The organism is Enhygromyxa salina (genome assembly GCF_002994635.1).
In the GTDB taxonomy this organism is placed as follows: Bacteria; Myxococcota_A; Polyangia; order Nannocystales; family Nannocystaceae; genus Plesiocystis; species Plesiocystis salina_B.
The window spans coordinates 1-25,707 of the sequence record NZ_PVNL01000138.1 but is presented as its reverse complement, the minus strand read 5'-3'; the positions used below and the strand labels follow the sequence as shown (position 1 = coordinate 25,707).

The 25,707-nt window shown below is 65.2% G+C and carries 28 protein-coding genes; 26 read left to right on the top strand and 2 right to left on the bottom strand.

The features are described 5' to 3' along the window. Positions 1 to 113 precede the first annotated feature (113 nt). Together rpoB and rpoC are read left to right on the top strand one after the other, a co-directional pair. Positions 114 to 4,274, top strand: a complete 4,161-nt coding sequence (rpoB, locus tag ENSA7_RS37080; protein WP_106094158.1) for a DNA-directed RNA polymerase subunit beta — start codon at positions 114 to 116, stop codon at positions 4,272 to 4,274. Between the two features lie 87 nt (positions 4,275 to 4,361). Further along, entirely contained in the window at positions 4,362 to 8,570 is a 4,209-nt protein-coding gene (rpoC, locus tag ENSA7_RS37075) for a DNA-directed RNA polymerase subunit beta' (protein ID WP_106094157.1), read from the top strand. A gap of 95 nt (positions 8,571 to 8,665) precedes the next feature. Here rpoC and ENSA7_RS37070 read toward each other — a convergent pair whose 3' ends face one another. Next, positions 8,666 to 9,205: a hypothetical protein gene (locus ENSA7_RS37070; RefSeq protein WP_106094156.1), complete on the bottom strand. Its 540-nt coding sequence runs from the start codon at positions 9,203 to 9,205 to the stop codon at positions 8,666 to 8,668. Further along, positions 9,202 to 10,413 (bottom strand): AAA family ATPase, encoded by a 1,212-nt coding sequence (locus ENSA7_RS37065; RefSeq protein WP_181234477.1) that lies wholly within the window; start codon positions 10,411 to 10,413, stop codon positions 9,202 to 9,204. Before ENSA7_RS37065 ends, ENSA7_RS37070 begins: the two co-directional genes overlap by 4 nt. Positions 10,414 to 10,658: 245 nt before the next feature. Here ENSA7_RS37065 and rpsL point away from each other — a divergent pair, with 245 nt between their 5' ends. From rpsL to secY, 24 genes are all read left to right on the top strand, one after another. Next, positions 10,659 to 11,030 (top strand): 30S ribosomal protein S12, encoded by a 372-nt coding sequence (rpsL, locus tag ENSA7_RS37060; protein WP_052551158.1) that lies wholly within the window; start codon positions 10,659 to 10,661, stop codon positions 11,028 to 11,030. Positions 11,031 to 11,054: 24 nt separating this feature from the next. After that, positions 11,055 to 11,549, top strand: a complete 495-nt coding sequence (gene rpsG, locus ENSA7_RS37055) for a 30S ribosomal protein S7 (protein WP_106094154.1) — start codon at positions 11,055 to 11,057, stop codon at positions 11,547 to 11,549. A 192-nt stretch (positions 11,550 to 11,741) separates the two neighbouring features. Next, entirely contained in the window at positions 11,742 to 13,961 is a 2,220-nt protein-coding gene (fusA, locus tag ENSA7_RS37050; RefSeq protein ID WP_106094153.1) for an elongation factor G, read from the top strand. 43 nt (positions 13,962 to 14,004) lie between these two features. Further along, positions 14,005 to 15,204, top strand: coding sequence for an elongation factor Tu (tuf, locus tag ENSA7_RS37045; protein WP_106094152.1), 1,200 nt, complete (start codon positions 14,005 to 14,007; stop codon positions 15,202 to 15,204). A 38-nt stretch (positions 15,205 to 15,242) separates the two neighbouring features. After that, entirely contained in the window at positions 15,243 to 15,548 is a 306-nt protein-coding gene (gene rpsJ, locus ENSA7_RS37040; protein ID WP_006974420.1) for a 30S ribosomal protein S10, read from the top strand. Between the two features lie 10 nt (positions 15,549 to 15,558). Further along, complete coding sequence (rplD, locus tag ENSA7_RS37035) at positions 15,559 to 16,221, top strand: 50S ribosomal protein L4 (protein ID WP_106094151.1); 663 nt, start codon at positions 15,559 to 15,561, stop codon at positions 16,219 to 16,221. After that, entirely contained in the window at positions 16,221 to 16,508 is a 288-nt protein-coding gene (gene rplW, locus ENSA7_RS37030) for a 50S ribosomal protein L23 (protein ID WP_106094150.1), read from the top strand. Before rplD ends, rplW begins: the two co-directional genes overlap by 1 nt. 13 nt (positions 16,509 to 16,521) lie before the next feature. Then, positions 16,522 to 17,346, top strand: coding sequence for a 50S ribosomal protein L2 (gene rplB / locus ENSA7_RS37025; RefSeq protein WP_106094149.1), 825 nt, complete (start codon positions 16,522 to 16,524; stop codon positions 17,344 to 17,346). A gap of 2 nt (positions 17,347 to 17,348) precedes the next feature. Next, positions 17,349 to 17,624 (top strand): 30S ribosomal protein S19, encoded by a 276-nt coding sequence (gene rpsS / locus ENSA7_RS37020; protein WP_106094148.1) that lies wholly within the window; start codon positions 17,349 to 17,351, stop codon positions 17,622 to 17,624. A 2-nt stretch (positions 17,625 to 17,626) separates the two neighbouring features. Beyond that, positions 17,627 to 17,965: a 50S ribosomal protein L22 gene (rplV, locus tag ENSA7_RS37015; RefSeq protein WP_106094147.1), complete on the top strand. Its 339-nt coding sequence runs from the start codon at positions 17,627 to 17,629 to the stop codon at positions 17,963 to 17,965. A 37-nt stretch (positions 17,966 to 18,002) separates the two neighbouring features. Next, positions 18,003 to 18,677, top strand: coding sequence for a 30S ribosomal protein S3 (gene rpsC / locus ENSA7_RS37010; RefSeq protein ID WP_052551082.1), 675 nt, complete (start codon positions 18,003 to 18,005; stop codon positions 18,675 to 18,677). A 33-nt stretch (positions 18,678 to 18,710) separates the two neighbouring features. Beyond that, entirely contained in the window at positions 18,711 to 19,127 is a 417-nt protein-coding gene (gene rplP, locus ENSA7_RS37005) for a 50S ribosomal protein L16 (protein WP_106094146.1), read from the top strand. A gap of 15 nt (positions 19,128 to 19,142) precedes the next feature. Then, entirely contained in the window at positions 19,143 to 19,355 is a 213-nt protein-coding gene (gene rpmC / locus ENSA7_RS37000; protein WP_146158575.1) for a 50S ribosomal protein L29, read from the top strand. Between the two features lie 38 nt (positions 19,356 to 19,393). Further along, positions 19,394 to 19,669 (top strand): 30S ribosomal protein S17, encoded by a 276-nt coding sequence (gene rpsQ, locus ENSA7_RS36995; protein WP_106094144.1) that lies wholly within the window; start codon positions 19,394 to 19,396, stop codon positions 19,667 to 19,669. Between the two features lie 3 nt (positions 19,670 to 19,672). Further along, positions 19,673 to 20,041 carry a 50S ribosomal protein L14 gene (rplN, locus tag ENSA7_RS36990; RefSeq protein ID WP_052551090.1) on the top strand — a complete coding sequence of 123 codons (369 nt, stop codon included), beginning with the start codon at positions 19,673 to 19,675 and terminating at the stop codon, positions 20,039 to 20,041. Then, positions 20,041 to 20,358 carry a 50S ribosomal protein L24 gene (gene rplX, locus ENSA7_RS36985; protein ID WP_106094143.1) on the top strand — a complete coding sequence of 106 codons (318 nt, stop codon included), beginning with the start codon at positions 20,041 to 20,043 and terminating at the stop codon, positions 20,356 to 20,358. The genes rplN and rplX overlap by 1 nt, the downstream gene beginning before the upstream one ends. 10 nt (positions 20,359 to 20,368) lie before the next feature. After that, positions 20,369 to 21,016 (top strand): 50S ribosomal protein L5, encoded by a 648-nt coding sequence (rplE, locus tag ENSA7_RS36980; protein WP_106094142.1) that lies wholly within the window; start codon positions 20,369 to 20,371, stop codon positions 21,014 to 21,016. 12 nt (positions 21,017 to 21,028) lie between these two features. Continuing rightward, positions 21,029 to 21,424, top strand: a complete 396-nt coding sequence (gene rpsH, locus ENSA7_RS36975) for a 30S ribosomal protein S8 (RefSeq protein ID WP_106094141.1) — start codon at positions 21,029 to 21,031, stop codon at positions 21,422 to 21,424. Between the two features lie 48 nt (positions 21,425 to 21,472). Then, on the top strand, positions 21,473 to 22,015 hold the full coding sequence (gene rplF / locus ENSA7_RS36970; protein WP_106094140.1) for a 50S ribosomal protein L6: 543 nt from the start codon (positions 21,473 to 21,475) through the stop codon (positions 22,013 to 22,015). A gap of 104 nt (positions 22,016 to 22,119) precedes the next feature. Then, a complete protein-coding gene (gene rplR, locus ENSA7_RS36965; protein WP_106094139.1) occupies positions 22,120 to 22,530 on the top strand; it encodes a 50S ribosomal protein L18 in 411 nt (136 codons plus the stop codon). Between the two features lie 9 nt (positions 22,531 to 22,539). Next, positions 22,540 to 23,040 carry a 30S ribosomal protein S5 gene (rpsE, locus tag ENSA7_RS36960; protein ID WP_052551100.1) on the top strand — a complete coding sequence of 167 codons (501 nt, stop codon included), beginning with the start codon at positions 22,540 to 22,542 and terminating at the stop codon, positions 23,038 to 23,040. Between the two features lie 3 nt (positions 23,041 to 23,043). Then, positions 23,044 to 23,238: a 50S ribosomal protein L30 gene (gene rpmD / locus ENSA7_RS36955; RefSeq protein ID WP_052551102.1), complete on the top strand. Its 195-nt coding sequence runs from the start codon at positions 23,044 to 23,046 to the stop codon at positions 23,236 to 23,238. Positions 23,239 to 23,273: 35 nt separating this feature from the next. After that, on the top strand, positions 23,274 to 23,735 hold the full coding sequence (rplO, locus tag ENSA7_RS36950; protein WP_106094138.1) for a 50S ribosomal protein L15: 462 nt from the start codon (positions 23,274 to 23,276) through the stop codon (positions 23,733 to 23,735). A gap of 231 nt (positions 23,736 to 23,966) precedes the next feature. After that, positions 23,967 to 25,280, top strand: coding sequence for a preprotein translocase subunit SecY (secY, locus tag ENSA7_RS36945; protein WP_106094137.1), 1,314 nt, complete (start codon positions 23,967 to 23,969; stop codon positions 25,278 to 25,280). Positions 25,281 to 25,707: the final 427 nt, after the last annotated feature.

Genomic DNA, 25,707 nt, shown 5'->3' with positions numbered 1-25,707 from the left:
CGTGTGGATGGGGGGCCCCGCGACTCATCAATTTTCAGCAGTCGATCGTCCACGCCCACAACTGAATTACCCGCTAGGGCGGTCTAAGACCGACAGACGAGCGAGGAACACGCATGGCGCGAATCCAGAACAACTTCAGGGTCCGAAAAAACTTCGGGAAGCTCAAGAAGATCATCGAGGTCCCGAACCTCATCGACATCCAGAAGCGCTCGTACGACAAGCTGCTTCAGGCCGATGTCCCCTCTGACGAGCGGGAAGTCGTGGGCCTTCAGGCCGTGTTCACCAGCGTGTTCCCGATCAAGGACTTCGGCGAGACCTCCTCGCTGGAGTTCGTCAGCTATGCGCTCGATCGGCCCAAGTACGACGTCGACGAGTGCCGCGCGCGCGGCATGACCTTCGCGGCTCCCATCAAGGTGGTTGTTCGCCTGGTCGTGTGGGACGTCGACGACGACACGGGCACCCAGTCGATCCGCGACGTCAAGGAGCAGGAGGTCTACTTCGGTGAGATCCCGCTGATGACGGAGCACGGCACCTTCATCATCAATGGCACCGAGCGCGTCGTCGTCTCGCAGCTGCACCGCTCGCCCGGCGTGTTCTTCGACCACGACCGCGGCAAGACCCACGCGTCCGGCAAGAAGCTGTTCTCGGCCCGCGTGATCCCCTACCGCGGCAGCTGGCTCGACTTCGAGTTCGACCACAAAGACTTCATCTACGTCCGCATTGATCGTCGTCGCAAGCTGCACGGGACCGTGCTGCTGCGGGCGCTCGGCTACAGCACCGCCGAGCTGCTCGACATGTACTACGACAAAGAGCTGATCCACCTCAAAGAGGACGATCAGATCACCCGCGAGATCGACTACGACCTGATCTCGGGTCAGCGCGCCACGCAGAACATCCGCGACCCCGAGAGCGGCGAGATCCTGGTCAAGAAGGGCAAGAAGCTCAACAAGGCCAACATCAAGAAGATGCGCAACGCCGGGATCTCCGAGATCCCGATGGAGCCCGAGGAGCTGCTCGGCAAGGTCGCCGCCGAAGATGTCTATGACATGGACACCGGCGAGGTCCTGCTCAACTGCAACGAAGAGATCACCGAGGAGCTGCTCGCCGCGCTGCGCGACACTGGCGTCGACTCGCTGCGGATCCTCTACATCGATGACTTCAACGTCGGGCCGTTCCTGCGCGACACCCTGATCGCCGACAAGCTGACCTCTTCGGAGGACGCGATCATGGAGATCTACCGGCGCCTGCGCCCGGGTGATCCGCCCACGCTCGACACCGCGCGCAACCTGTTCGAGTCGCTGTTCTTCCGCTCGGATCGCTACGACCTGTCCACCGTCGGTCGGCTCAAGCTCAACCACAAGTTCGGGATCGACGAAGATCTCGAGACCAAGGTCCTGACCAAGCGCGACATCATCGAGACGGTTCGCTACCTGATCGAGCTCCGCAACGGTCGCGGCAAGATCGACGACATCGATCACCTCGGCAACCGCCGGGTCCGCGCCGTCGGCGAGCTCATGGAGAACCAGTACCGGATCGGTCTGGTTCGCATGGAGCGCGCGATCAAGGAGCGCATGAGCATGTCCCAGGAGATGGACGCGCTGATGCCCGCCGATCTGATCAACGCCAAGCCGGTCTCGGCGGTGGTCAAGGAGTACTTCGCCAGCTCGCAGCTGTCGCAGTTCATGGATCAGACCAACCCGCTCAGCGAGGTCACCCACAAGCGTCGGCTCTCGGCGCTCGGGCCCGGCGGTCTGACCCGCGAGCGCGCTGGCTTCGAGGTTCGTGACGTCCACGCCACCCACTACGGCCGAATCTGCCCGATCGAGACCCCAGAAGGTCCAAACATCGGTCTGATCGCGTCGCTGTCGACCTACGCGCGCATCAACGAGTTCGGCTTCATCGAGACGCCGTACCGCAGCGTCGAGGGCGGCCAAGCCACGACCGACGTCGCCTACTACTCGGCGTTGCAGGAGCAGGGTCACTACATCGCCCAGGCCAACTCGGCGATGGACGACAACAACCGCTTCATCAACGACATGGTCCAGTGTCGGCACAACGAGGAGTTCGAGATGGTCTCGCCCGCCGAGGTCACGCTCATGGACGTCTCGCCGAACCAGCTGGTCTCGGTCGCTGCCTCGCTGATCCCGTTCTTGGAGCACGACGACGCCAACCGGGCGCTGATGGGCTCCAACATGCAGCGGCAGGCGGTGCCCTGCCTGCGCACGGACGCGCCGCTGGTCGGCACGGGCATGGAGACCCACGTCGCGCGCGACAGTGGTTCGACCGTGGTCTCGGTCCGCGATGGCGTGGTCGAGCAGGTCGACGGCGGCCGCATCGTGGTCAAGCCGGTCGCCAACCGCGGCGAGGAAGACCGCGGCATCCTCGGGGCCAAGCCCGACATCTACAACCTGGTCAAGTTCAGGCGGTCCAACCAGAACACCGCGCTCAACCAAAAGCCGATCGTCAACGTCGGCGACCGGGTCAAGCGCGGCGACGTGATCGCCGACGGCGCCGCGACCGAGCGGGGCGAGCTCGCGCTCGGCCAGAACCTGCTCGTCGCGTTCATGCCCTGGCAGGGCTACAACTTCGAGGACTCGATCCTGGTGTCCGAGCGGCTGATCCGCGAGGACGTCTACACCACGATCCACATCGAAGAGTTCGAGTGTGTCGCCCGCGACACCAAGCTCGGCAAAGAAGAGATCACCCGCGACATCCCCAACGTCGGCGAAGAGGCGCTCAAGAACCTCGACGAGGCCGGGATCGTGCGGATCGGCGCCGAGGTCCACGCAGGCGACATCCTGGTCGGCAAGATCACGCCCAAGGGCGAGACCCAGCTGTCCCCGGAAGAGAAGCTGCTGCGGGCGATCTTCGGCGAGAAGGCCGGCGACGTGCGCGACACCTCGCTGCGCCTGCCACCTGGTGTCTCGGGCATCATCATCGACGCGCGGGTGTTCGCTCGCAAGGGCGTCGACAAGGACGTCCGCGCCCAGCAGATCGAGGACGCGGAGCGCGAGAAGCTCAGCATGGACCATCGCGACAACGTCGGGATCGTCTCCGCTGGCTACTACAACCGGATCAAGGAGATCCTGGTCGGCAAGACCACCGCGGCCAAGCTCGTCGACGACGGCGGCGCCGTGTTGATCGACGCCGGGGCCGTGCTGGCGCTCGAGGACATCGACCAGGTCCCCCGCAAGTACTGGCCGCAGTTCTCGCTGACCACGGCCGAGGACACCGAGCTCATCGAGGCGCTCGGCCGCCGGCTCGAGAAGGATCTCGACGAGATCGAGACCATCTACCGCGAGAAGCTGGCCAAGCTGACCAAGGGTGACGAGCTGCCGCCCGGCGTCATCAAGATGGTCAAGGTCTACGTCGCGATCAAGCGCAAGCTGCAGGTCGGCGACAAGATGGCCGGTCGCCACGGCAACAAGGGCGTGATCTCGCGGATCCTCCCGACCGAGGATCTGCCCTACCTCGAAGATGGCACCCCGGTCGACATCGTGCTCAACCCGCTCGGCGTGCCGTCACGCATGAACGTGGGGCAGATCTTGGAGGTCCACCTGGGCTGGGCGGCGCGTGAGCTGGGCAACCAGATCAACGCCTACATGGAGACCCACTTCTCGCCCGAGGTGCTCCGCAACCAGCTCAAGAAGATCTACGAGACCGAGGAAGCCGTGCGCTTCATCGACACGCTGCCCGACGACGACGTGATCAGCTTCGCGGACAAGCTGCGCCGCGGCGTGCACGTCGCCACGCCAGTGTTCGACGGCGCGTTCGAGACCGAGGTCAAGGGCTTCCTGACCAAGGCCGGCCTGCCTACCTCGGGCCAGGCGATCTTGTTCGACGGTCGTACCGGTGAGGCGTTCGAAGAGGACGTGACCGTGGGCATCATGTACATGCTCAAGCTCCACCACCTCGTCGACGACAAGATCCACGCGCGCAGCATCGGCCCGTACTCGCTCGTCACCCAGCAGCCGCTGGGCGGCAAGGCGCAGTTCGGCGGTCAGCGCCTCGGCGAGATGGAAGTCTGGGCGCTCGAGGCGTACGGCGCCGCGTATGCCCTGCAGGAGCTGCTGACCGTGAAGTCCGACGACGTCGTCGGGCGCATGCGGATGTACGAGTCGATCGTCAAGGGCCAGCCCACCATGCAGCCCGGCGTGCCCGAGTCTTTCAACGTGCTCCTCAAGGAGCTGCAGGCGCTGTGCCTCGACGTCGAGCTGATCAACGTCGAGGACCCCGGCTATCGGACCCGTGGTCCGCTGTCGGCCGCCGAGTAGCAGCCCTCGGTCACGGGCGAGCACCCCGCTCGCCCGTGCCATCAATTTTTCAGTTCAGGGTCAGCAACCACCGGAAGGGAACCTCAGATGCGGGACATCTTCAGCTTCTTCGAAAAGCCCAAGGAGGCCGCGGTCTTCAACGCCTTGCGCATTGGAATCGCGTCACCCAAATCGATCCGCGAGCGCTCTCACGGCGAGGTGAAGAACCCCGAGACCATCAACTACCGGACCTTCAAGCCGGAAAAAGATGGGCTGTTCTGCGCCAAGATCTTCGGACCGATCAAGGACTACGAGTGCCTGTGCGGCAAGTACAAGCGCATGAAGCACCGCGGGGTCGTGTGCGAGAAGTGCGGCGTCGAGGTCATCCACTCCAAGGTTCGGCGTGAGCGCGCCGGCCACATCGACCTCGCGACCCCAGTCGCGCACATCTGGTTCCTCAAGAGCCTGCCCTCGCGGATCGGCACGATCCTCGACATCCCGCTGACCAAGCTCGAGAAGGTCCTCTACTGCGAGGCGTACATCGTCATCGATCCCAAGGACTCGGGCCTCGAGGAGCGCGAGATCCTGTCGGAGGAGCGCTTCGATCAGCTCTATGACGAGATCGGTCCCGACGCGTTCGACGCTGGCATGGGCGCCGAGTCGATCAAGGAGCTGCTCGCGCGGATCGACCCGGTCGTCGAGGCCCGCACCGTCCGCGCCGAGCTGGCGGCGGCGACCTCGGAGGCCAAGCGCAAGAAGCTGGCCAAGCGACTGCGCGTGCTCGAGGCGTTCCGCAACAGCGGCAACAAGCCCGAGCACATGATGCTCGACGTGATCCCGGTGCTGCCGCCGGATCTGCGCCCGCTGGTGCCGCTCGACGGCGGCCGGTTCGCGTCGTCCGATCTCAACGATCTGTATCGTCGGGTCATCAACCGCAACAACCGGCTCAAGCGCCTGCAAGAGCTGGCCGCGCCCGAGATCATCATCCGCAACGAGAAGCGGATGCTGCAGGAGGCCGTCGACGCCCTGTTCGACAACGGCCGGCGCGGCAAGACCATCACCGGGCCCAACAAGCGCCCGCTGAAGTCGCTGTCGGACATGCTGCGCGGCAAGTCGGGCCGGTTCCGCCAGAACCTGCTCGGCAAGCGCGTCGACTACTCCGGCCGCTCGGTCATCGTGGTCGGGCCCGAGCTCAAGCTCCACGAGGTCGGGCTGCCCAAGAAGATGGCGCTCGAGCTGTTCAAGCCGTTCATCTACAACAAGCTCGAGCAGCGCGGCCTGGTGACCACCATCAAGTCGGCGAAGCGCATGGTCGAGCGCGAGGCCGAAGAGGTCTGGGACATCCTCGAAGAGGTGATCAAGGAGCACCCGGTGTTCCTCAACCGCGCACCCACGCTCCACCGCCTGGGCATCCAGGCGTTCGAGCCGGTGCTGATCGAGGGCAAGGCGATCCAGCTGCACCCGCTCGTGTGCACGGCCTTCAACGCCGACTTCGACGGCGACCAGATGGCGGTTCACGTGCCGCTGTGCATCGAGGCCCAGATGGAGGCCCGGGTCCTGATGATGTCGACCAACAACATCCTCAGCCCCGCCAGCGGTCGGCCGATCATCGTGCCCTCGCAGGACATCGTGCTCGGGCTCTACTACATGACCCGCGAGCGCTACTTCGCGCCGGGCGAGCGCAACCCCGATCCCAAGTCGGACGGCTACTACGTCGGGCACTTCGGCTCACCCGCCGAGGTCCGCATGGCCTACGACCACCAGTCGCTGCACCTGCAGGCCCGCATCAAGGTCCGCCTGGTCCCCGGCGGCGACATGATCGACACCACCTGCGGTCGCGTGCTGCTCTACGAGGGCGGGATCAACAAGAAGATCCCGTTCGAGATGGTCAACATGCCGCTCGGCAAGAAGCAGCTCGGCGCGCTGATCGATCACTGCTATCGCGTGTGCGGTCAGAAGGCCACCGTGCTGATGGCCGACTACCTGCGCAGCACTGGCTACACGGAGGCCACCAAGGCCGGCATCTCGATCTGCATGGACGACATGGCGATCCCCGACGCCAAGGCCAAGCTGCTCGACGAGGCCAACACCGAGGTCCGGCAGATCTCCGAGCAGTACGCCGAGGGTCTGATCACCTCCGGTGAGCGCTACAACAAGGTCGTCGACATCTGGGCCAAGGTCTCCGAGGAGATCACCAAGGCCATGATGGACGGCATCTCCAACGAGGAGATGGTCGACTCGCGCAGCGGCGAGAAGCTCACGCAAAAGTCGTTCAACTCGGTCTACATCATGGCCGACTCGGGCGCGCGTGGTTCCAAGCAGCAGATGCGGCAGCTCGCCGGCATGCGCGGCTTGATGGCCAAGCCCTCCGGCGAGATCATCGAGCAGCCGATCACCACCAACTTCCGTGAGGGCCTGACGGTCCAGGAGTACTTCATCTCCACTCACGGCGCGCGCAAGGGTCTGGCCGACACCGCGCTCAAGACCGCGAACTCCGGGTACCTGACCCGGCGCCTGGTCGACGTCGCCCAGGAGGCCGTGATCACCGAGTTCGACTGCGGCACGATCCAGGGCGTCGAGTGCACGGCGCTGATGGAGGACACCGAGGTCATCGAGGCGCTCGGCGATCGCATCTTGGGTCGGGTCGCGCTCGAGCCGATCTACAAGCCCGGGACCGACGAGGTCATCGTCGAGGAGGGCGCCCTGATCGACGAGAAGGCCGCGATCGACATCGACGAGGCCGGGATCCAGACCGTCGCGCTGCGCTCGGTGCTGACCTGTGACGCGATGCGGGGCATCTGCGCCAAGTGCTACGGCCGCGACCTCGCGCGCGGGCAGCTCGTCGACATCGGCGAGGCCGTCGGCATCATCGCCGCGCAGTCGATCGGTGAGCCCGGCACCCAGCTGACGATGCGTACCTTCCACCTTGGTGGCGCATCGATCACCCAGGCCGCCAAGACCGAGCTCGAGGCCCGGTTCGGCGGTGAGGTCAAGATGATCGACGCCGAGCTGGTCCACCGGACCCGCGTCGACCCCAAGACCGGCAAGCAGATGGACTACTGGGTGGTCATGAACCGCCACTCGCAGATCCAGCTGCTCGACGAGCGCGGCCGCGTGCGCGAGCGCTACGATCTGTTCTACGGCGCCCAGCTGCTGGTCGCCGAGGGCAGCAAGGTCGAAGAGAAGACCACGCTCGCCCGCTGGGACGCCCACGTCATCCCGATCCTCACCGAGGCCAGCGGCACGATCGAGTACGGCGACATCATCGAGAACGTGACCATGCGGGTCGCGACCGATGATCAGACCGGTCACAGCCACAACATGATCGTCGAGTCCCGCGACAAGGACGCGCGCCCGCGCCTCGTGATCAAGGGCGACGACGGCGAGACCGTCATGATCGGTCGCCACGAGGCCCGCTACTTCTTGCCGGTCGGGGCCGAGTTCACGATCCAAGAGGGCACCAAGGTCCACGCTGGCGACGTGCTCGCGCTGATCCAGCGCGAGGCCCAGAAGACCAAGGACATCACGGGCGGTCTGCCGCGCGTGGTCGAGCTGTTCGAGGCGCGCACGCCCAAGGAGCACGCGATCATCGCGACGACCGACGGCATCGTGTCATTCGGCAAGGACAAGGGCGGCAAGCGGCGGGTGCTGATCACCCCCGACGACGGCAGCGAGATCCACGAGTTCCTCGTGCCCAAGCTGCGTCACCTGCAGGTCCGTGAGGGCGACCGCGTCCGCGCGGGCGAGCACCTGATGGACGGCCCGGCCAACCCGCACGACATCCTCGCGGTGCTCGGCGAGAAGGCCCTGGCCACCTACCTGCTCGACCAGATCCAGGAGGTCTACCGGCTTCAGGGCGTCGGCATCAACGACAAGCACATCGAGACGATCGTGCGCCAGATGATGCGGCGCGTGAAGATCATCGATCCGGGCGACACCAACTTCCTCGCGGAGGATCACGTCGAGCGCAAGCTGTTCCGCCAGGAGAACCAGCGCGTGTCGGCGCTCGGCGGGACCCAGGCGACCGCGCAGCCGCTGCTGCTCGGGATCACCAAGGCCTCGCTCAGCACCGAGTCGTTCATCTCGGCCTCGTCGTTCCAGGAGACCACCAAGGTGCTCACCGAGGCGGCGCTGCAGGGCAAGGTCGACCACCTGCGCGGGCTCAAGGAGAACGTCATCATGGGCCGGCTGATCCCGGCCGGTACGGGGCTCTCGGTCTACGAGCGGCTGCACATGGAGACGGACGATCGCACGGGCGAGTCGGGCGAGCCGGTGGTCCGGCGCGCGACCGACCGCGAGCTCGCTGGGCTCGAATAACGAGGCTGCGGCTTCGACAAAGGGTCATCCGCTTCGGCGGGTGGCCCTTTTTCGTTGGTCGTGCTCGCAGACAGATCTCGAGCATGTCGGCGGCATTACCCACGAGTGAGCGCCGCGATCTCGCGGACGCACGCATCGAGCGTCGGCACGGCCGCACGCACACACTCACGATGCTGACGGAGACCCCTCGCGGCGCGGTTCAAGAATCGGTCGCGGTAGAGCTTGCGCTTCGCAGGGCGAGGCTCGCCGAGGCAATCGGCGACTGCGTCGACGACAGTCTCGGTGTTCTTATCGAGCAAGAACATGACGAGCCGCGGGTCTGAGCAGCGACGACGGAGCTCCGCGAGCAGCTCATCGGAGCTGGGCCGGCCGGAGGGAAACAAGAGACGATGCAGCTTGTCGGCGTCGAAGACCGCGAAGCACAGTGCATCGGGCATCACGGGGACATCGTGCTCACAAGCCCTGAGCAGCTTGGCAGCGCCCTTCAGCGGGATCGCGTCAAATCGGTCTCTCAGCGCCCACCAATCCTGCCTCCACTCGTCGGCGACACAGGCGACGATCAGCTCGTGCAGGCCGAACTCCTTCACCGGGCCGCGATCGTCTTCATAGAAGATCGGGATCGACCGGCTGCTCATGCAGCGTCCTCGTCGGCCGAGACGATCGAGCGGAGCTGACCCGCTGCTCGAATCTCACCCAGGCCGCTATATCGTTGCATCCACGCGTCGAGTTGGGCGGCATCGAGCTTGCGCAGGTGGGTACGGTGCTGGGCGTCGAGCTCACAAACTCGGACGGTGGCGGCGGGATCGGGGAGGAAGTCGAGCAGTCGATCGGAGTGCGTGGCGAGGATGACCGGGTAGCGCGTGCTGGCGTCCTCGAACAGCTGCAGGACTCGGTTGAGCAGGGCCGGGTGCAGGTGTTGCTCGGGCTCGTCGAACGTGAGCAAGGTGCGGCCGCGCTCGAGCTGGACCAGCGCAACGAATGCCAGATAGGTGAGCTGGCCGTCGGCGAGCTGGAAGGCCGGGACATGGCCGCGGCCGCGAAGCTCGAGGCCGAGGCTGAGATGCCCACCGCCAGCGACGGCGGTCAGCAGGACATCTTTTAGGTCCGGCCCGAGCCCAAGCCCCAGCAGCTCCATGGTCTCGTGCCAGCGCTCCGAGCCAGAGTTCTTGAGGGTCTGATAGACGTTGGCCAGGTTGGCCCCGAACAGCTCGAGGCGGTCGCTGGGCTGGATCATCTGCGCGTCACGAGCACCCGCGGCTCGGCCGAAGGCCCGAGCTGCCCAGGTCGCCGAGACCTCGAAGGGCAGGTGAATATCGATGCCCTCGAGTGCCTCGCGAATGATGGCGACGCTCTCGACGTCGGGCGCGCGGCCGAAGTACTCGAAGATCGAGAGTAGCGGGCTGGTCGGTTGCTCGCGACCGCCGTCCGTGACCGAAAATTTTTCGGGATAGCGAACGATCAGTGGCCGAGCGTCAGACGATGAAGCTGCCCCACAACTCAGACCCAGCCCGGCTGGGAGCTCGTGAATGGCCTCATGGGAGATGTACAACGCCGCCGGGTTGAGCGAGATCGAGTACGCGAGGTTGTGCCCGTCCGCTTCGACGCGGAGGTCGAGCTTCAGCTCGCCAGCGTCCGCTCGGACCGCCGAGCCGAGCATGTGCTCGCGGCTCAGGGTCTCCATGAATTTGCTCCCAGCCACCAACTGCGCGATACGAAGCGCTTCGAGCAGGGAAGACTTGCCCGTGCCGTTGTCACCGATCAGCACGGTGAGCCCCGAGAGCGACAGCGTGACGTCTGCCAGCGTTCGGAGCCCGCGAACCCGAAGTTCGACCAGTCGCGCCACGCAGGGCAACGTAGCACACAGCGGATCTAGCGCAGGCATCGAGATCCCCCATCTGGATCGAATTCCGTGCGAAAACCCCCGCACTCGGCCCATCCGCCTGGGCCGGCCCCCTTGATCACCAACCCGCCTTCTATATACTCCGCCTCCCACCGCCGTGGCCTCGCCGCGGCGGCACTTCGTTACAGCGCGCGGTTCATCCCACAGACGATCGCGCCAAGTTCGCCGGAAGCAAGCAAGAGACACACATGCCCACGATCCAGCAGCTCGTCCGCAAGGGACGCACGGCTCAGCCCAAGAAGGAGACGGCCCCGGCCCTCAAGGGCTGCCCGCAAAAGCGAGGCGTGTGCGTGCGCGTCTACACCTCGACCCCCAAGAAGCCGAACTCGGCCCTGCGCAAGGTCGCCCGTGTGCGACTGACCAACGGCATCGAGGTCACCAGCTATATCCCCGGCGAGGGGCACAACCTTCAGGACCACAGCATCGTGCTGGTCCGTGGCGGTCGCGTGAAGGACCTCCCGGGCGTTCGTTACCACATCGTGCGCGGCACCCTGGACACCATTGGGGTCGACGGTCGGCGTCAGCGCCGGTCCAAGTACGGCACCAAGCGTCCGAAGTGATCGGCTACCAACTCGAGAACTGATATGTCGCGCAAGGGAATCAAGGCCAAGCAGCGGAAGCGGATCACCTACGATGTCCGCTACACTGACAACCCCGCGGATGTGAACCGCAACATCGCCAAGTTCGTGAACGTGGTGATGCATGACGGCAAGAAGTCCGTCGCCGAGAAGATCGTGTTCTCGGCGTTCGAGATCATCTCGGCCCGGACCAAAGACGATCCGGTCAAGGTGTTCGAGAAGGCCGTCGCCAACGTCCGTCCCCGGCTCGAGGTTCGCGCCCGCCGCGTGGGTGGCTCGAACTACCAGGTCCCCATGGAAGTTCGGAACGAGCGGAGCCAGGCGCTCGCGTTCCGGTGGCTGGTGAACTTCGCCCGCAACCGGCCCGAGAAGACCATGCGTGAGCGCCTCGCAAACGAGATGCTCGACGCCGCCCAGAACCGCGGCCTCGCCGTCAAGCGACGCGAGGACGTGCACAAGATGGCGGACGCCAACAAAGCCTTCGCCCACTACCGGTGGTGATCTCCTCCAGCTGAACCCACCGACGGCACATTCTTCGATGGCGATGTCGCCCCCGCACTCCTCCCCAGGAACGTGCAGGGGCTCAGCCTCACCGGGCCCGGCGCCTGTCAAACCCCCTCCCATTTGGAGACGGGTGGCAGCTCTCGCGGCCCTAGATGTGCGTCCCGGATCTTTTTAACGACTCTCTCCGTCATGGCCGCCCAGACCCCAGCCCTCGCCGACTCCGCCGATCTCGCGGCCGGCATTGGCATGACCCGCAACATCGGGATCATGGCGCACATTGACGCCGGCAAGACCACGACGACCGAGCGGGTGCTGTTCTACACGGGCAGCTCGCACTACATCGGCGAGGTCCACGACGGGGCGGCGCACACGGACTTCGACGCCGAGGAGCAGCGCCGCGGCATCACGATCTACTCGGTCGCAACCACCTGCTTTTGGAAGCCCGGCGAGCCCGAGGCCCACACGGCAGAGTCCGGCGCGCACCGCATCAACCTGATCGACACCCCCGGCCACGTCGACTTCACGATCGAGGTCGAGCGCTCGCTTCGGGTGCTCGACGGCGCGATCGCGGTGTTCGACGCGGTCGCCGGCGTCGAGGCCCAGTCCGAGACGGTGTGGCGCCAGGCCGAGCGCTACGGCGTCCCCCGGATCTGCTTCGTCAACAAGCTCGACCGGGTCGGCGCCACCTTGGGTCGGACCGTCGAGATGATGGGCGAGCGGCTCGGGGCCCACCCGATCGTCGTCATGCTCCCCGTCGGGTTCGAGGGCGAGTTCGAGGCGGTCGTGGATCTCGTCACGATGGAGCTCGTGAGCTGGCCCCAGGCCGAGGACGAGCAGGACAAGGGCCGGACCTTCGAGCGCACGCCACTGAGCGCCGACCATGAGATCTACACTCAGGCGGCCGCGGCGCGCGAGACGATGCTCGAGGCCCTCGCCGAGGTCGACGACCAGCTCATGGAGGTGTTCCTCAGTGACGCGGTCGACTCGCTGCGCGAGCTCAGCCCGCAGAGCATCGCGGACATCCGCGCGGGCCTGCGCCGGGCGACCCTGAGCCTGCGTGGGTTCCCGGTCCTGTGTGGTTCGGCGCTCAAGAACCGCGGCATCCAGCCGCTGCTCGACGCCGTCGTCCACTACCTGCCTTCGCCCCTGGACATGCCCCCGGTCGAGGCCGTGCTCACGACCGGCAGCAAGGCCGGCGAGCTCGTGACCCGCAAGCCAGACCCGACCGAGCCGCTGCTCGCGCTGGCCTTCAAGGTGGTCCAGGACTCGCACCGCGGCCCCGTCGTCATGTTCCGGGTCTACTCGGGCGTGCTGCGCGTGAAGGACCAGATCCTCAACGTCGCCCGCGACAAGAAGGAGCGCATCAACAAATTGCTGTTGGTGCGCGCCAACAAGACCGAGGAGATCGAGCAGATCGGCCCCGGCAACATCGCCGCCGCCGTCGGCCTGCGGTTCACGGTCACGGGTGACACGCTGATCCTGAGCAAGGACAAGCAGCTCGTGGTGCTCCCGGGCATGCAGATCCCCGACCCGGTGATCTTCCGATCGGTCGAAGCCAAGAGCGCCGGCGACCAGAAAGATCTCGATCAGGCGCTCGCGCGGATTCAGCTCGAAGATCCCTCGTTCACGGTCTACGAAGATCCCGACTCGGGCCAGATGTTGATGGCCGGCCAGGGTGAGCTGCACCTCGAGGTCATCGTCAACAAGCTCGAGCGCGACTACCGGGTCAAGGCCCGGGTCGGCAAGCCGCAGGTCGCCTACCGCGAGACCATTGGCGGGCCGGCGCAGGTCGAGTTCGAGTACGACCGCGAGGTTGGCAACAAGCGCGCCTACGCCAAGCTGACCGTCGAACTCGAGCCCCGTGAGCGCGGCGCCGGCAACAGCGTCGAGAACGCGCTGCCGGCGACCGAAGAGACCCTCAAGCTCCCCAAGGAGCTGCTGGCGGCCGCCCTCGAGGGTATCGGCGACTCGCTCTCGCGCGGGCCGCTGCTCGGCTATCCAGTCGTCGACGTCCGCGCCAGGCTGCTGGCGGTGACCTACATCGAGGGTGACTCCAGCGTGGCCAGCTTCCGGGCGGCCGCGACCATGGGCACCAACAAGGCGATCGAGACCGCGGGCGCCCGGCTGCTCGAGCCGCTGATGTCAGTCGAGGTCGTGGGCCCCGAAGAGTTCATCGGAAACGTGCACACGGACCTGAACACCCGACGTGGTCGTGTGTTGGGTCTCGGCCCGCGAGGAAATGCTCAGGTCGTCCAGGCCAATGTGCCCTTGGCAGAGATGGTTGGCTATGCTACCTCGCTTCGCTCTGTGACCCAGGGCCGCGCGAGCCACTCGATGCAGTTCGCCGCCTACTCGGAGGTCCCCGTCGACCTCCAACAACAAATCATCACGAAGGTCCGCGGCTACTAGCGCGGATCCCAAGTCCCCACTCAGGAAGACAAAAGGTCCAGTCATGTCGAAGGAAAAGTTCGTCCGGGATAAACCCCACGTGAACATCGGGACGATCGGTCACGTGGATCACGGAAAGACCACGCTGACAGCGGCCATCACGAAGGTGCTGGCGTCGCGCGGTTGGGCCGAGAAGGTCGACTTCGACAACATCGACAAGGCTCCTGAGGAGCGCGAGCGCGGGATCACGATCTCGACGGCGCACGTGGAGTACAACTCGGAGAAGCGGCACTACGCGCACGTCGACTGCCCCGGGCACGCCGACTACATCAAGAACATGATCACGGGCGCGGCGCAGATGGACGGCGCGATCCTGGTCGTGTCGGCGCCGGATGGCCCGATGCCGCAGACGCGCGAGCACATCCTGCTCGGTCGCCAGGTCGGGATCCCGCAGATCGTGGTGTTCCTGAACAAGGTCGACCAGCTCGAGGACGAGGACGAGGAGATGCTCGAGCTCGTCGAGGTCGAGGTCCAGGAGCTGCTGTCGAAGTACGACTACGACGGTGACAACACCCCGATCATCCGTGGCTCGGCGCTCAAGGCGTTGAACGCGGACTCGTGGGAGGCGCCCGAGGCCAAGTGCATCTTTGACCTGATGGAAGCCTGCGACTCGTGGGTTCCGGAGCCGGTGCGCGAGCTGGACAAGCCGTTCCTGATGCCGGTCGAGGACGTGTTCACGATCTCGGGTCGCGGCACGGTCGTGACCGGTCGGATCGAGCGCGGCGTGGTCAAGGTCGGCGAGGAGATCGCGATCATCGGCCTGAAGGAGACGCAAAAGAGCGTGTGCACGGGCGTGGAGATGTTCCGGAAGCTGCTGGACCAAGGTCAGGCAGGGGACAACATCGGCTGCCTGCTGCGCGGCGTGAAGCGTGAGGACGTGGAGCGCGGTCAGGTCCTGGCGAAGCCGGGGTCGATCACGCCACACACGACCTTCGAGGCGTCGGTGTACATCTTGAAGAAGGACGAGGGCGGTCGCCACACGCCGTTCTTCAAGGGGTACCGGCCGCAGTTCTACTTCCGCACGACTGACGTGACGGGCGCCGTGACGCTGCCGGAAGGCACGGAGATGGTGATGCCGGGCGACAACGTGACGTTCACGGTCGAGCTTGGCAAGACGATCGCGTGCGAGCTCGGCTCGAAGTTCGCCATCCGCGAGGGCGGCCGCACCGTCGGCGCAGGCGTCGTCACCAAGATCCTCGTCTAGCCGTCGCCAGCCGAACGATCTCACTGAAGGAATTCATCGTGGCCAACAAGCTTCGCATCACACTAAAGGCGTACGACCATAAGCTCCTCGAGCAGTCGGCGACCGAGATCTCCGAGACCGCGCGGCGGGCTGGGGCCCAGGTGGTGGGACCGATCCCACTGCCGACCAAGATCAACAAGTACACGGTCCTTCGTGGACCTTTCATCGACAAGAAGTCGCGCGAGCAGTTCGAGATTCGCACCCACAAGCGTCTCCTCGACATTATCGAGCCCAACCAGCAGACCCTGGATGCGCTCATGAAGCTCGACCTCTCCGCCGGCGTCGACGTCGAGATCAAGACCTGAGGCAACAGCCATGGCCAAGCTCAACGTCAAAGACCTAGAGGGCAACGACGTCGATAGCATCGACGTCGCCGACGAGGTGTTCGCGACCGAGGTCAAGGAGCATCTCCTTTGGGAAGTCGTTCGCTGGCAGCGGGCTAAGGCCCGCGCCGGTACGGCAGCCACCAAAGAGCGCAGTGACGTCCACGGGACGCACGCCAAGATGTTCAAGCAAAAGGGCACCGGTCGCGCCCGCCACGGCTCGGCGCGCGTCAACGTGTTCCGCGGCGGTGGCGTGGTCCACGGCCCGCGCCCGCGCAGCTACGAGTTCGGGATGAACAAGAAGGCCCGCGCCGGGGCGCTGCGCTCGGCGCTCAGCCTGCGCGCGTCCGAGGGCAACCTCACCGTCATCCGTGACTTCCAGGTCGCGGGCGGCAAGACCCGCAACCTGGTCACCGCGCTGACCAAGCTCGACGCTCGCAAGGCGCTGCTGGTCGACGACGCGGGCAACGTGTCGCTGGGTCGCAGCTCCTGCAACCTGCCGACCGCCCAGCACCTCGTGCCAGAGGGGCTCAACGTCTACGACATCCTGCGCTTCCCCAAGCTGCTGATCTCGGAGGCCGCGCTGCGCGAGGTCGAGCGTCGGCTACTCGCATCGGCGGGCGCAGCAGACACGATCCAGGAAGGGGCCGCCTGATGTTGCCGCAACAGATCATCCTGCGTCCGATCCTCACCGAGAAGAGCAACGAGCTCGAGGCGGCCCTCAACCAGTACACCTTCGAGGTCCACAAGCAGGCCAACAAGATCGAGATCCGCAAGGCGGTCGAGATCGTGTTTGGTGTGCGGGTCGACAAGGTCCGCACCATGGTCGTCCGCGGAAACATGCGCCGCGTCGGCCGCTTTCACGGTAAGACCCGGCAGTGGAAAAAAGCCGTGGTCAGCCTGCACCCAGGCGACCAAATCGACTTCTACGGCGAGGACTGAGGAGCACGAAGCCATGGGCATCAAGAAGTACAAGCCGACCTCACCTGGCCGCCGTGGAATGACCACGGTGGACAAGGCCCAGGTCACGGCCAAGAAGCCGTTCAAGAAGCTGCTTTCGAACAAGCACAACCCGGCTGGCCGCAACAACTACGGGCGCATCACCTCGCGCTTTCGCGGCGGCGGGCACAAGCGCCTGTATCGGACCATCGACTTCAAGCGCGACAACTACGGCGTGCCCGGCAGGGTCGCCACGATCGAGTACGATCCCAACCGTACGACCTACATCGCGCTGATCCACTTCGCCGACGGCGACAAGCGCTACATCCTCGCCCCCGAGGGTCTGTCGGTCAACGACACGGTGATCAGCTCCGCCAAGGCTGACATCCAGCCGGGCAACAGCATGCCGCTCTCGGCGATCCCGGTCGGTACGATCATCCACAACCTCGAGGTCAAGATTGGCCGCGGGGCCCAGATGGTCCGCTCGGCTGGCGTCGGCGCCCGGCTCATGGCCCGCGAGGGCAGCTGGACTCAGGTCCGGCTCCCGTCCGGCGAGGTCCGCCGCGTGCACGTCAAGTGCCGCGCGACCATCGGCACGCTCAGCAACGGCGAGCAGGGCAACGTCCACATCGGCAAGGCCGGCCGGACCCGCTGGCTCGGCCGTCGCCCCCACAACCGCGGCGTCGTCATGAACCCCGTCGATCACCCGATGGGTGGTGGTGAGGGCCGCACCTCAGGTGGTCGTCACCCGGTCACCCCGTGGGGCAAGCCGACCAAGGGCTACCGCACCCGCCACAACAAGCGCACTGACGTGTACATCGTCTCGCGGAGGAAGAAGTAGTCATGCCGCGTTCAATTAAAAAGGGGCCGTTCATCGAACAAAGCCTCTACAACAAGATCACCCAGGCCCTGCAAGAGGGCGGACGCAAGCCGATCAAGACCTGGTCGCGTCGCTCGACCATCTTGCCGGACTTCGTCGGGGCCAACGTCATGGTCCACAATGGCAACAAGTTCATCCCGATCTACGTGACGGAGAACATGGTCGGCCACAAGTTCGGTGAGTTCGCGCCCACGCGAACGTTCAAAGGCCACGCGGCCGACAAGAGGGGCAGGCGTTAGTCATGGCGGTCGCAAGGCTTCGTCACATTCGGCTCGCTCCGCGCAAGGCTCGGATCATCGCCAACCTCGTTCGCGGCAAGGACGTCACCTCGGCGATCAACGCGCTGCGGTTCATGAACAAGGCGGGGGCTCAGCAGTTCTTCAAGCTGATCGTCTCGGCCGTCGCCAACGCCGAGGATCAGGGCGAGGCAGACGTCGACGCCCTGGTGATCTCCAAGGTCACCGTCGATCAGGCCTCCACGCTCAAGCGCTGGCGTCCGCGCGCACAAGGCCGCGGCACGAGGGTCGAGAAGAAGTCCAGCCACATCACCGTCGAGGTCACGGCCGTCAAGGCTGCCTGACCCTCGCTCCTCGACTTCAAGGGATCAAGAGACACCCATGGGCCAGAAGACTCATCCAATCGGGTTCCGACTCGGAATCGTCAAGACCTGGAACTCGCGTTGGTTCGAGGAAGGTCGCTACCGTCAGTGGCTGCACGAGGACCTCGAGCTGCGCAACTTCCTCAAGCGCAAGCTCCACTCCGCGTCGATCTCCGAGATCACGATTGAGCGCGCCGCCAACAAGGTGAAGATCAACATCTTCTCGGCGCGGCCCGGCATCATCATTGGCAAGCGTGGCGCCGAGGTCGAGAAGATCCGCCGCGAGGTCCAGAAGATGACGGACTCGAAGGTGTTCTTGAACATCCAAGAGGTCCGCAAGGCCGAGGTCAACGCGCAGCTGGTCGCCGAGAACATCGGCCAGCAGCTCGAGCGCCGCATCGCGTTCCGCCGCGCGCTCAAGCGGGCGGTTCAGACCGCGATGAAGTTCGGGGCCAAGGGGATCCGGGTCAACGCCGCCGGTCGCCTGGGTGGCGCCGAGATGGGTCGCCGCGAGTGGTACCTGCAGGGCCGCGTGCCGCTGCACACGCTCCGCGCCGACATCGACTACGGCTTCCACGAGGCCCGCACGCCAGCCGGCCGCATCGGTATCAAGTGCTGGATCTTCAAGGGTGAGGTCTACGGGCATATGTCCGGCGTCGACCCCCGGTTCCCGCGCCCCGCCACCAAGCGCTAGGCAGCGCTTCGCCACTAGCCACACGAGGTCAACATGCTTCTGCCTTCACGAGTCAAGTATCGCAAGGTCCACAAGGGCCGGATGAGGGGCCAAGCCAAGGGCGGCACCCAGGTGTCGTACGGCGACTTCGGCCTCCAGGCCTTGGAGTGCGGTTGGCTCACGGCCCGCCAGGTCGAGGCCGCTCGTATCGCCATCAACCGCAAGGTCAAGCGTGGCGGCAAGCTCTACATTCGGGTGTTCCCCGACAAGCCAATCTCCAAGAAGCCCGCCGAGACCCGCATGGGTAAGGGTAAGGGCGGCCCAGAGTACTGGGTGGCCGTGGTCCGTCCCGGCCGCGTGCTCTACGAGATCGAGGGCATCGAAGAGAGCTTGGCGCGCCAAGCGTTCCTGCTCGCCCACCACAAGTTGCCGATCAAGACCCGCTTCGTGAAGCGCGAGCGCGTGGTCTAAAGGGGAGTGAACGCGATGAAGCCCTCCGAACTACGAGACAAGACTGACGAAGAGCTCACCGAGCTCGAGACTGACCTCCGCGGCCGACTCGTCAAGATGCAGGTCGCCAAGGCGACCAGCCGCGCCACCAACACCTCCGAATTCCCGCGTATCCGTCGGGATATCGCTCGGATCAAGACCATCCTGCATGAGCGCGCGACCGGGTTGCGCGCGGCTGACCCCAGCTGAGGCTGAAGCAGCGCAACCCTGCCCGAGTAGGTGCCGCCATGAGCGAAACACAAACAGCAACGAAGTCTCGACGCCGAATTCTGCTCGGCGAGGTCGTGTCGGACAAGATGGACAAGACCGTCGTCGTGCAGGTCATCCGTCGCTACCGCCATCCTCGCTACAAGAAGTACGTGCAGGAGCGGATCCGCTACAAGGCCCACGACGAGGCCAACCAAGCCAAGATTGGCGACAAGGTCCGCATCGTCGAGTCGCGGCCACGCTCCAAGGACAAGCGCTGGGCAGTCCAGGCGATCCTCGAGAAGGGCATCGTGTAGGAAATGATCCAGGTCGAATCAGTCATCGACGTCGCCGACAACTCCGGCGCCCGCAAGCTCCGCTGCATCAAGGTGCTCGGCGGCAGCAAGCGACGCTACGCCGGCATCGGCGACGTCATCGTGGTCTCGGTCCGCGAGTCCCTGCCCAACTCCAAGATCAAGAAGGGGCAGGTCATGAAGGCCGTGATCGTTCGGACCAAGAAGGGCATGCGTCGTCACGACGGCAGCCTGATCCGCTTCGACACCAACAGCGCCGTGCTGATCGGCGCCGATCGCAACCCGATCGGCACTCGCATCTTCGGACCGGTCGCTCGTGAGCTGCGCTGGAAGCGTTTCTTGAGGATCGTCAGCCTCGCGCCGGAGGTGCTGTAATGCAGAAAATTCGTAAAGGTGACGACGTCGTCGTCATCGCCGGTAAATCCAAGGGCACCAAGGGCAAGGTCCTGCGTGTGCTCCCCGCAGACAAGCGGGTCCTCGTCGCCGGGGTCAACGTGGTCACCAAGCACGTCAAACCCACTCGGCAAAACCAACGTGGCGGCATCGAGCGACGCGAGGCTCCTATCCACATCTCCAACGTCATGATCGCCGACCCTCAGAGCGGCGAGCCGACCCGGGTCCGCATTCAGACCCTCGAGGGCGGCCGCAAGGTCCGCGTGGCCGTCAAATCAGGCGAACAGATCGACAGTTGAGGTTATAGCGATGGCCAAGGCGAAAGGTGGGGCTCCGACCCCCAAAAAGAAACCGGAGGCGGGATACGCCTTCAAGTTCCCCCAGGTCCGAAATGCCGCGCCCGAGCGAGGCAGCTTCCGATCGCAGATCCTCGAGCGTTACGAGACCAAGGCGGTCCCGGCTCTCATCGAGGAATTCGGCTACACGAATCGGCTGACCGTCCCGCGGGTCACGAAGATCGTGCTCAACATTGGCCTCGGTGAGGCCATCAAGCAGCCCAAGCTGCTCGAGCAGTCCTTCGAGTGCCTCGGCAACATCACCGGCCAGCGGCCCGTGGTGACCCGTGCCAAGAAATCGATCGCCACCTTCAAGCTGCGCGAAGGCATGAAGATCGGCACGATGGTCACGCTGCGACGCACGCAGATGTGGGACTTCCTCGACCGGCTGATGCTGGTCGCGCTCCCGCGAACCCGTGACTTCCGCGGCGTCAGCCGCAAGGCCTTCGATGGTCGGGGCAACTACACGCTCGGGGTCAAAGAGATCCTGATCTTCCCCGAAGTCGACATTGAGAAGCTCAACGAGGTGCCAGGCATGAACGTCTGCATCCACACCTCGGCGAAAACGGACGACGAAGGCCGGGCCCTGCTCAAGCAGCTGGGGATGCCCTTCCGCCAATAAGGAGCGCGCACCATGTCCATGACCGATCCCATCGCCGACATGCTGACCCGCATCCGCAACGCGCTGCAGGCTGGCCACCGTACCGTCACCATCCCCGGCTCGAAGAGCAAGCGGCACATCGCCGAGATCCTTCAGCAAGAGGGCTACATCGAGGGCTTCGAGTGGGCCGACGATGACCGCCAAGGCAGCCTCTCGATCCAGCTGCGCTGGGTCGGTGATCAGCCCGCCATTGAAGGCATCGCTCGGGTCAGCAAGCCCGGCCAGCGTCGCTACGCTGGCAGCAAAGACATCCCCAAGGTCCGCAACGGCCTCGGCATCATGGTCATCAGCACGCCCAAGGGCATGATGACGGACCGCGCCGCTCGCCGCGCCGGCATCGGCGGTGAGCTGGTCTGTAGCGTGTGGTGAGCTGAGCTCACGAGCTCGCGCGCCACTCTTCCCTGAAAGAAGCCAAGCATGTCACGCATCGGCAACGCACCCATAGCGATCCCCAAGGGGGTCAAGATCCAGACCGAGGGCCAGACCATCGGGGTCGAGGGGCCCAAGGGCAAGCTCAGCTTCGTCGTGCCCGATCCGATCAGCTTTGCGATCGAAGACCAGGTCATCAGCTTCAAGCGGCCCAACGATCAGCGCACGGTACGCGCGCTGCACGGCATGGCCCGCGCCATGACCAACAACATGGTCGTTGGCTGCTCCGAGGGCTTCAAGCGCACGCTCGAGATCATCGGGGTCGGTTACCGCGCCACCGTCAAGGGCCGGAACATCGATCTGACCCTCGGCTTCTCACACCCGATCAGCTACCCGCTGCCCGACGGTGTTGACGCCGAGGTCGACAAAGATGGCAAGCTGCACCTGAGCTCGGCCAACAAGGCCTTGCTCGGTTCGGTCGCCGCTGATATTCGCCGCTACCGTCCACCGGAGCCCTACAAGGGCAAGGGCGTGCGCTACCTCGGCGAGCGGATCATCCGCAAAGAAGGCAAGGCGCGCGGCAAGAAATAGCCAATCGCCGGGTGTGGGGCAGGGAGGGCGTGGCTCGCCCGGCGACTGAACGAGAGTCCCGCTGACGGCAGCACGCAGCGGTATCCAAGGACGAGACCAAGACCATGTCGAAGAAAGACAAGAACGAAGCGCGGGCGCGTCGCAAGATGAGCATCCGCAAGCGGATCTCTGGCACCGAGGAACGTCCCCGGCTGTCGGTCTACCGCAGCAACAAGCACATCTACGCGCAGGTCATCGATGACACTGACTCGCGCTCGATCTTGTTGGTCTCGGATCTGACCAAGGGCCTCGCGGCCGATCTCGAGGCTGCCAAGGCCGCTCCCACCGAGACCGAAGAGGGCACCGCCCCCGACGGCACCAAGATGCGCCGCGCCCGAGTTGTCGGGGCCGCGATCGCCAAGGCATGCCTCGACAAGGGCATCAAGAAGGTCGTGTTCGACCGCAACGGTTACCTCTATCACGGGCGCGTGCGCGCCCTCGCCGAAGCGGCCCGCGCGGCCGGCCTCGACTTCTGAGAGAAGCTCATGATTGACGTCGAATCACTCGGAGATTTGGTCGACCGCGTCGTCGACATCAACCGCGTGGCCAAGGTGGTCAAGGGTGGACGCCGCTTTGCGTTCTCTGCCCTGGTCGTCGTTGGCAACGAAAACGGTTGGGTCGGCTTCGGCTACGGCAAGGCCCGCGAGGTGCCCGAGGCCATCCGCAAGGCCAACGAGATCGCTCGCAAGGCAATGTTTCAGGTCCCGCTGCAGGGCACCACGATCCCTCACCGGGTCGTCGGCCACTTCGGCGCTGGTGAGGTGCTCTTGGTCCCGGCTTCGGCTGGTACTGGGGTCATCGCTGGCGGCGCCGTTCGTGCCGTCGTCGAGTGCGCCGGGATCCATGATGTGCTGACCAAGTGCATCGGTAGCAACAACCCGCTGAACGTCATCCAAGCCACGGTCACCGCGCTTCAGGAGCTTCGCAGCCCTGAGCAGGTCGCCCGGCGGCGCGGCATGACGGTCGCCCAGCTGATGGAGGCCTAGGACATGGCGCTCAAGCTCAAGGTCACGCTCGTCCGTAGCGCAATCGATCGGACGCAGAAGCAAAAAGACACGGTCCGCGGCCTCGGCCTGCGACGCCTTCACCACTCGGTGGTCCTCGAGGACACGCCGTCGATCCGCGGGATGATCCGCAAGGTTCAGCACCTCGTCGCCGTGGCTCCGGCCGACGACGCCGCGTAGTCCGGCATCGCCCGGCGATAGAAAGAGACACTCAGATGGGTACGGAACTGCATACGCTCCAGCCGCCAGCCGGCGCCCGCCACCGCAAGAAGCGGATCGGCCGTGGACCCGGTTCAGGCAACGGCAAGACCGCCGGCCGAGGCTCCAAGGGAACGCGCAAGCGCAACACTGTCGCGCCCGGGTTCGAGGGCGGTCAGCTCCCGATCCACCGCCGCGTGCCCAAGCGCGGCTTCGTCAACATCCACCGGGTCGAGGTTCACGGCGTGAACGTCGGCCGCCTCGACAACCTCGAGGACGGCACGGTGGTCACCCCCGCGCTCCTGCACCAGCTCGGCTACGTGCCCAAGAAGGCGACGATCATCAAGGTCCTCGCCGACGGGGAGCTCAGCAAGAAGCTCACGATCCGCGTGCACCGCATCAGCGGCACCGCCCGCGCCAAGATCGAGGGCGCTGGCGGCACGATCGAGCTCATCGAGTCGGCCAAACCCGACGCGTGAGCCCGCTCTTCGGAGCCACGCAGAGCCCCAACACCCTCGGTCTTGGGGCTTTTGCATTAGCTCCCCTCAGGTTTTGGACGCGGGCCCGAGCCGGGCTACGCACCCCGCGCTGCATGCGCCTGGCCGACGGTGTACATACGGGCCTCGCCAGCCCAGCGCCGCCGTCAGAAACCCCAACTCGGCCGGCACAATAGCTCACCCGCGCAACTCGCTGGACTCGTCGTACTCGCCATGGGCGTCATCATCAACATCTTCAAGCTGCCCGAGCTTCGGCGCCGCGTGTTGTTCACCCTGGCCATGCTCGCGGTCTACCGCTTCGGCGTGTTCGTGGCGGTCCCGGGCGTCGATCGCAACGTCATGGCGCAGCTGGTCTCGCAGCAGACCGGCGGGTTCCTCGGCTACTTCAACATGTTCTCGGGTGGGGCGCTGTCCAACCTGTCCGTGTTCGCGCTCGGCATCATGCCGTACATCAGCGCGAGCATCATCATGCAGCTGATGACGGTCGTCGTCCCCAAGATCGAGCAGCTGCAAAAAGAGGGCGAGTCCGGCCGGCGCAAGATCAACCAGTTCAGCCGCTACGGCACCGTGGGCCTGGCCCTGGTCCAGGGTTACTTCATGGGCAGCTGGCTCGAGAGCCAAAATACGCCCGGCCAGATGCTGGTGCTCGAGAGCGGCCTGGGCTTCAAGCTCATGACCATGCTGTCGCTGACAGCTGGCACCTGCTTCTTGATGTGGCTCGGCGAGCAGATCACCGAGCGCGGGATCGGCAACGGGATCTCGCTGATCATCTTCGCCGGCATCATCGCCGACCTCCCCGCCGGCAGCTATCAGCTCTACCAAAAGGCGATCGACGACCCCGAGAACTTTGGCCCGGTCCCCCTGGCGATCTTGCTCGTCGTCGTGATCGCCGTGATCGCCTTCGTGGTCATCATGGAGCGCGGCCAGCGGCGGATACCCGTCATCTACGCCAAGCGCGTCGTCGGCCGCAAGATGTTCGGCGGCAGCCAGAACTACCTGCCGCTGCGCATCAACAACGCCGGCGTCATCCCGCCGATCTTCGCCAGCTCGATCATCATGTTCCCGGCCCAGATCGCCGGCATGACGGGCAACCCCTACCTCCAGCGCTTCGCCGCCGCGTTCGACTACGGCAACTGGCTGTACCTGACCGTCTACGTCGCCCTGTGCATCTTCTTTTGCTACTTCTACACCCAGATCCAGTTCAACCCGGTTGACCTGGCCGACAACCTGAAGAAGCAGAACGCCTCGATTCCCGGCATCCGCCCCGGCAAGCGCACCGCCGAGTACATCGAGTTCATCCTCACGCGCCTGACCTTCGCAGGCGCCTGGTACATCTCCGCCGTCTGCGTGCTCCCGGTCTTCCTGCAAAAGGACTTCAACGTCCCGTTCTACTACGGCGGCACGTCCTTGCTGATCGTCGTCGGCGTCGCCCTCGACACTGCCCAGCAGATCGAGAGCCACCTGGTGACCCGCAGCTACGAAGGCTTCGCCGGGCCCAAGGGCCCCCGCATCCGCGGCCGCAAGTAAGAACAACAGCTTGCAACCGGCGCCGATAGCGACGCCCCCCAGGAGCGACAGCTCTTCGCTCCCCGCGATCCGCCCCGTTCCCATAGCCACCAAGTTGCCATTGCCCCGCTCGCACAGGCCCCTGTCCGCCTGTCCAGAGCGGAGCACCCCATTGCGAACGGGGCGCACAGAAGGAGCTTTGGGGTCGTGAGCGCGCGCAGTCCGGCGCGGCGGACGATCAATCGAAGCGACGCCGATCGAAGGCAACACGGCACCAAGAGTCCACACACGCTCGATCTTCAGCCGACTTGTCTGAGCACGACCACGACCCCAAAGCTCCGTGCGCGACCTCCGTCGTCACTCGGGTCCACCTCATACGACCCACAAATCCCCGCACCTCAAACCCGTGAAGATCCTCCCATGCCAAGACCCCGCCCCCCTAGACACC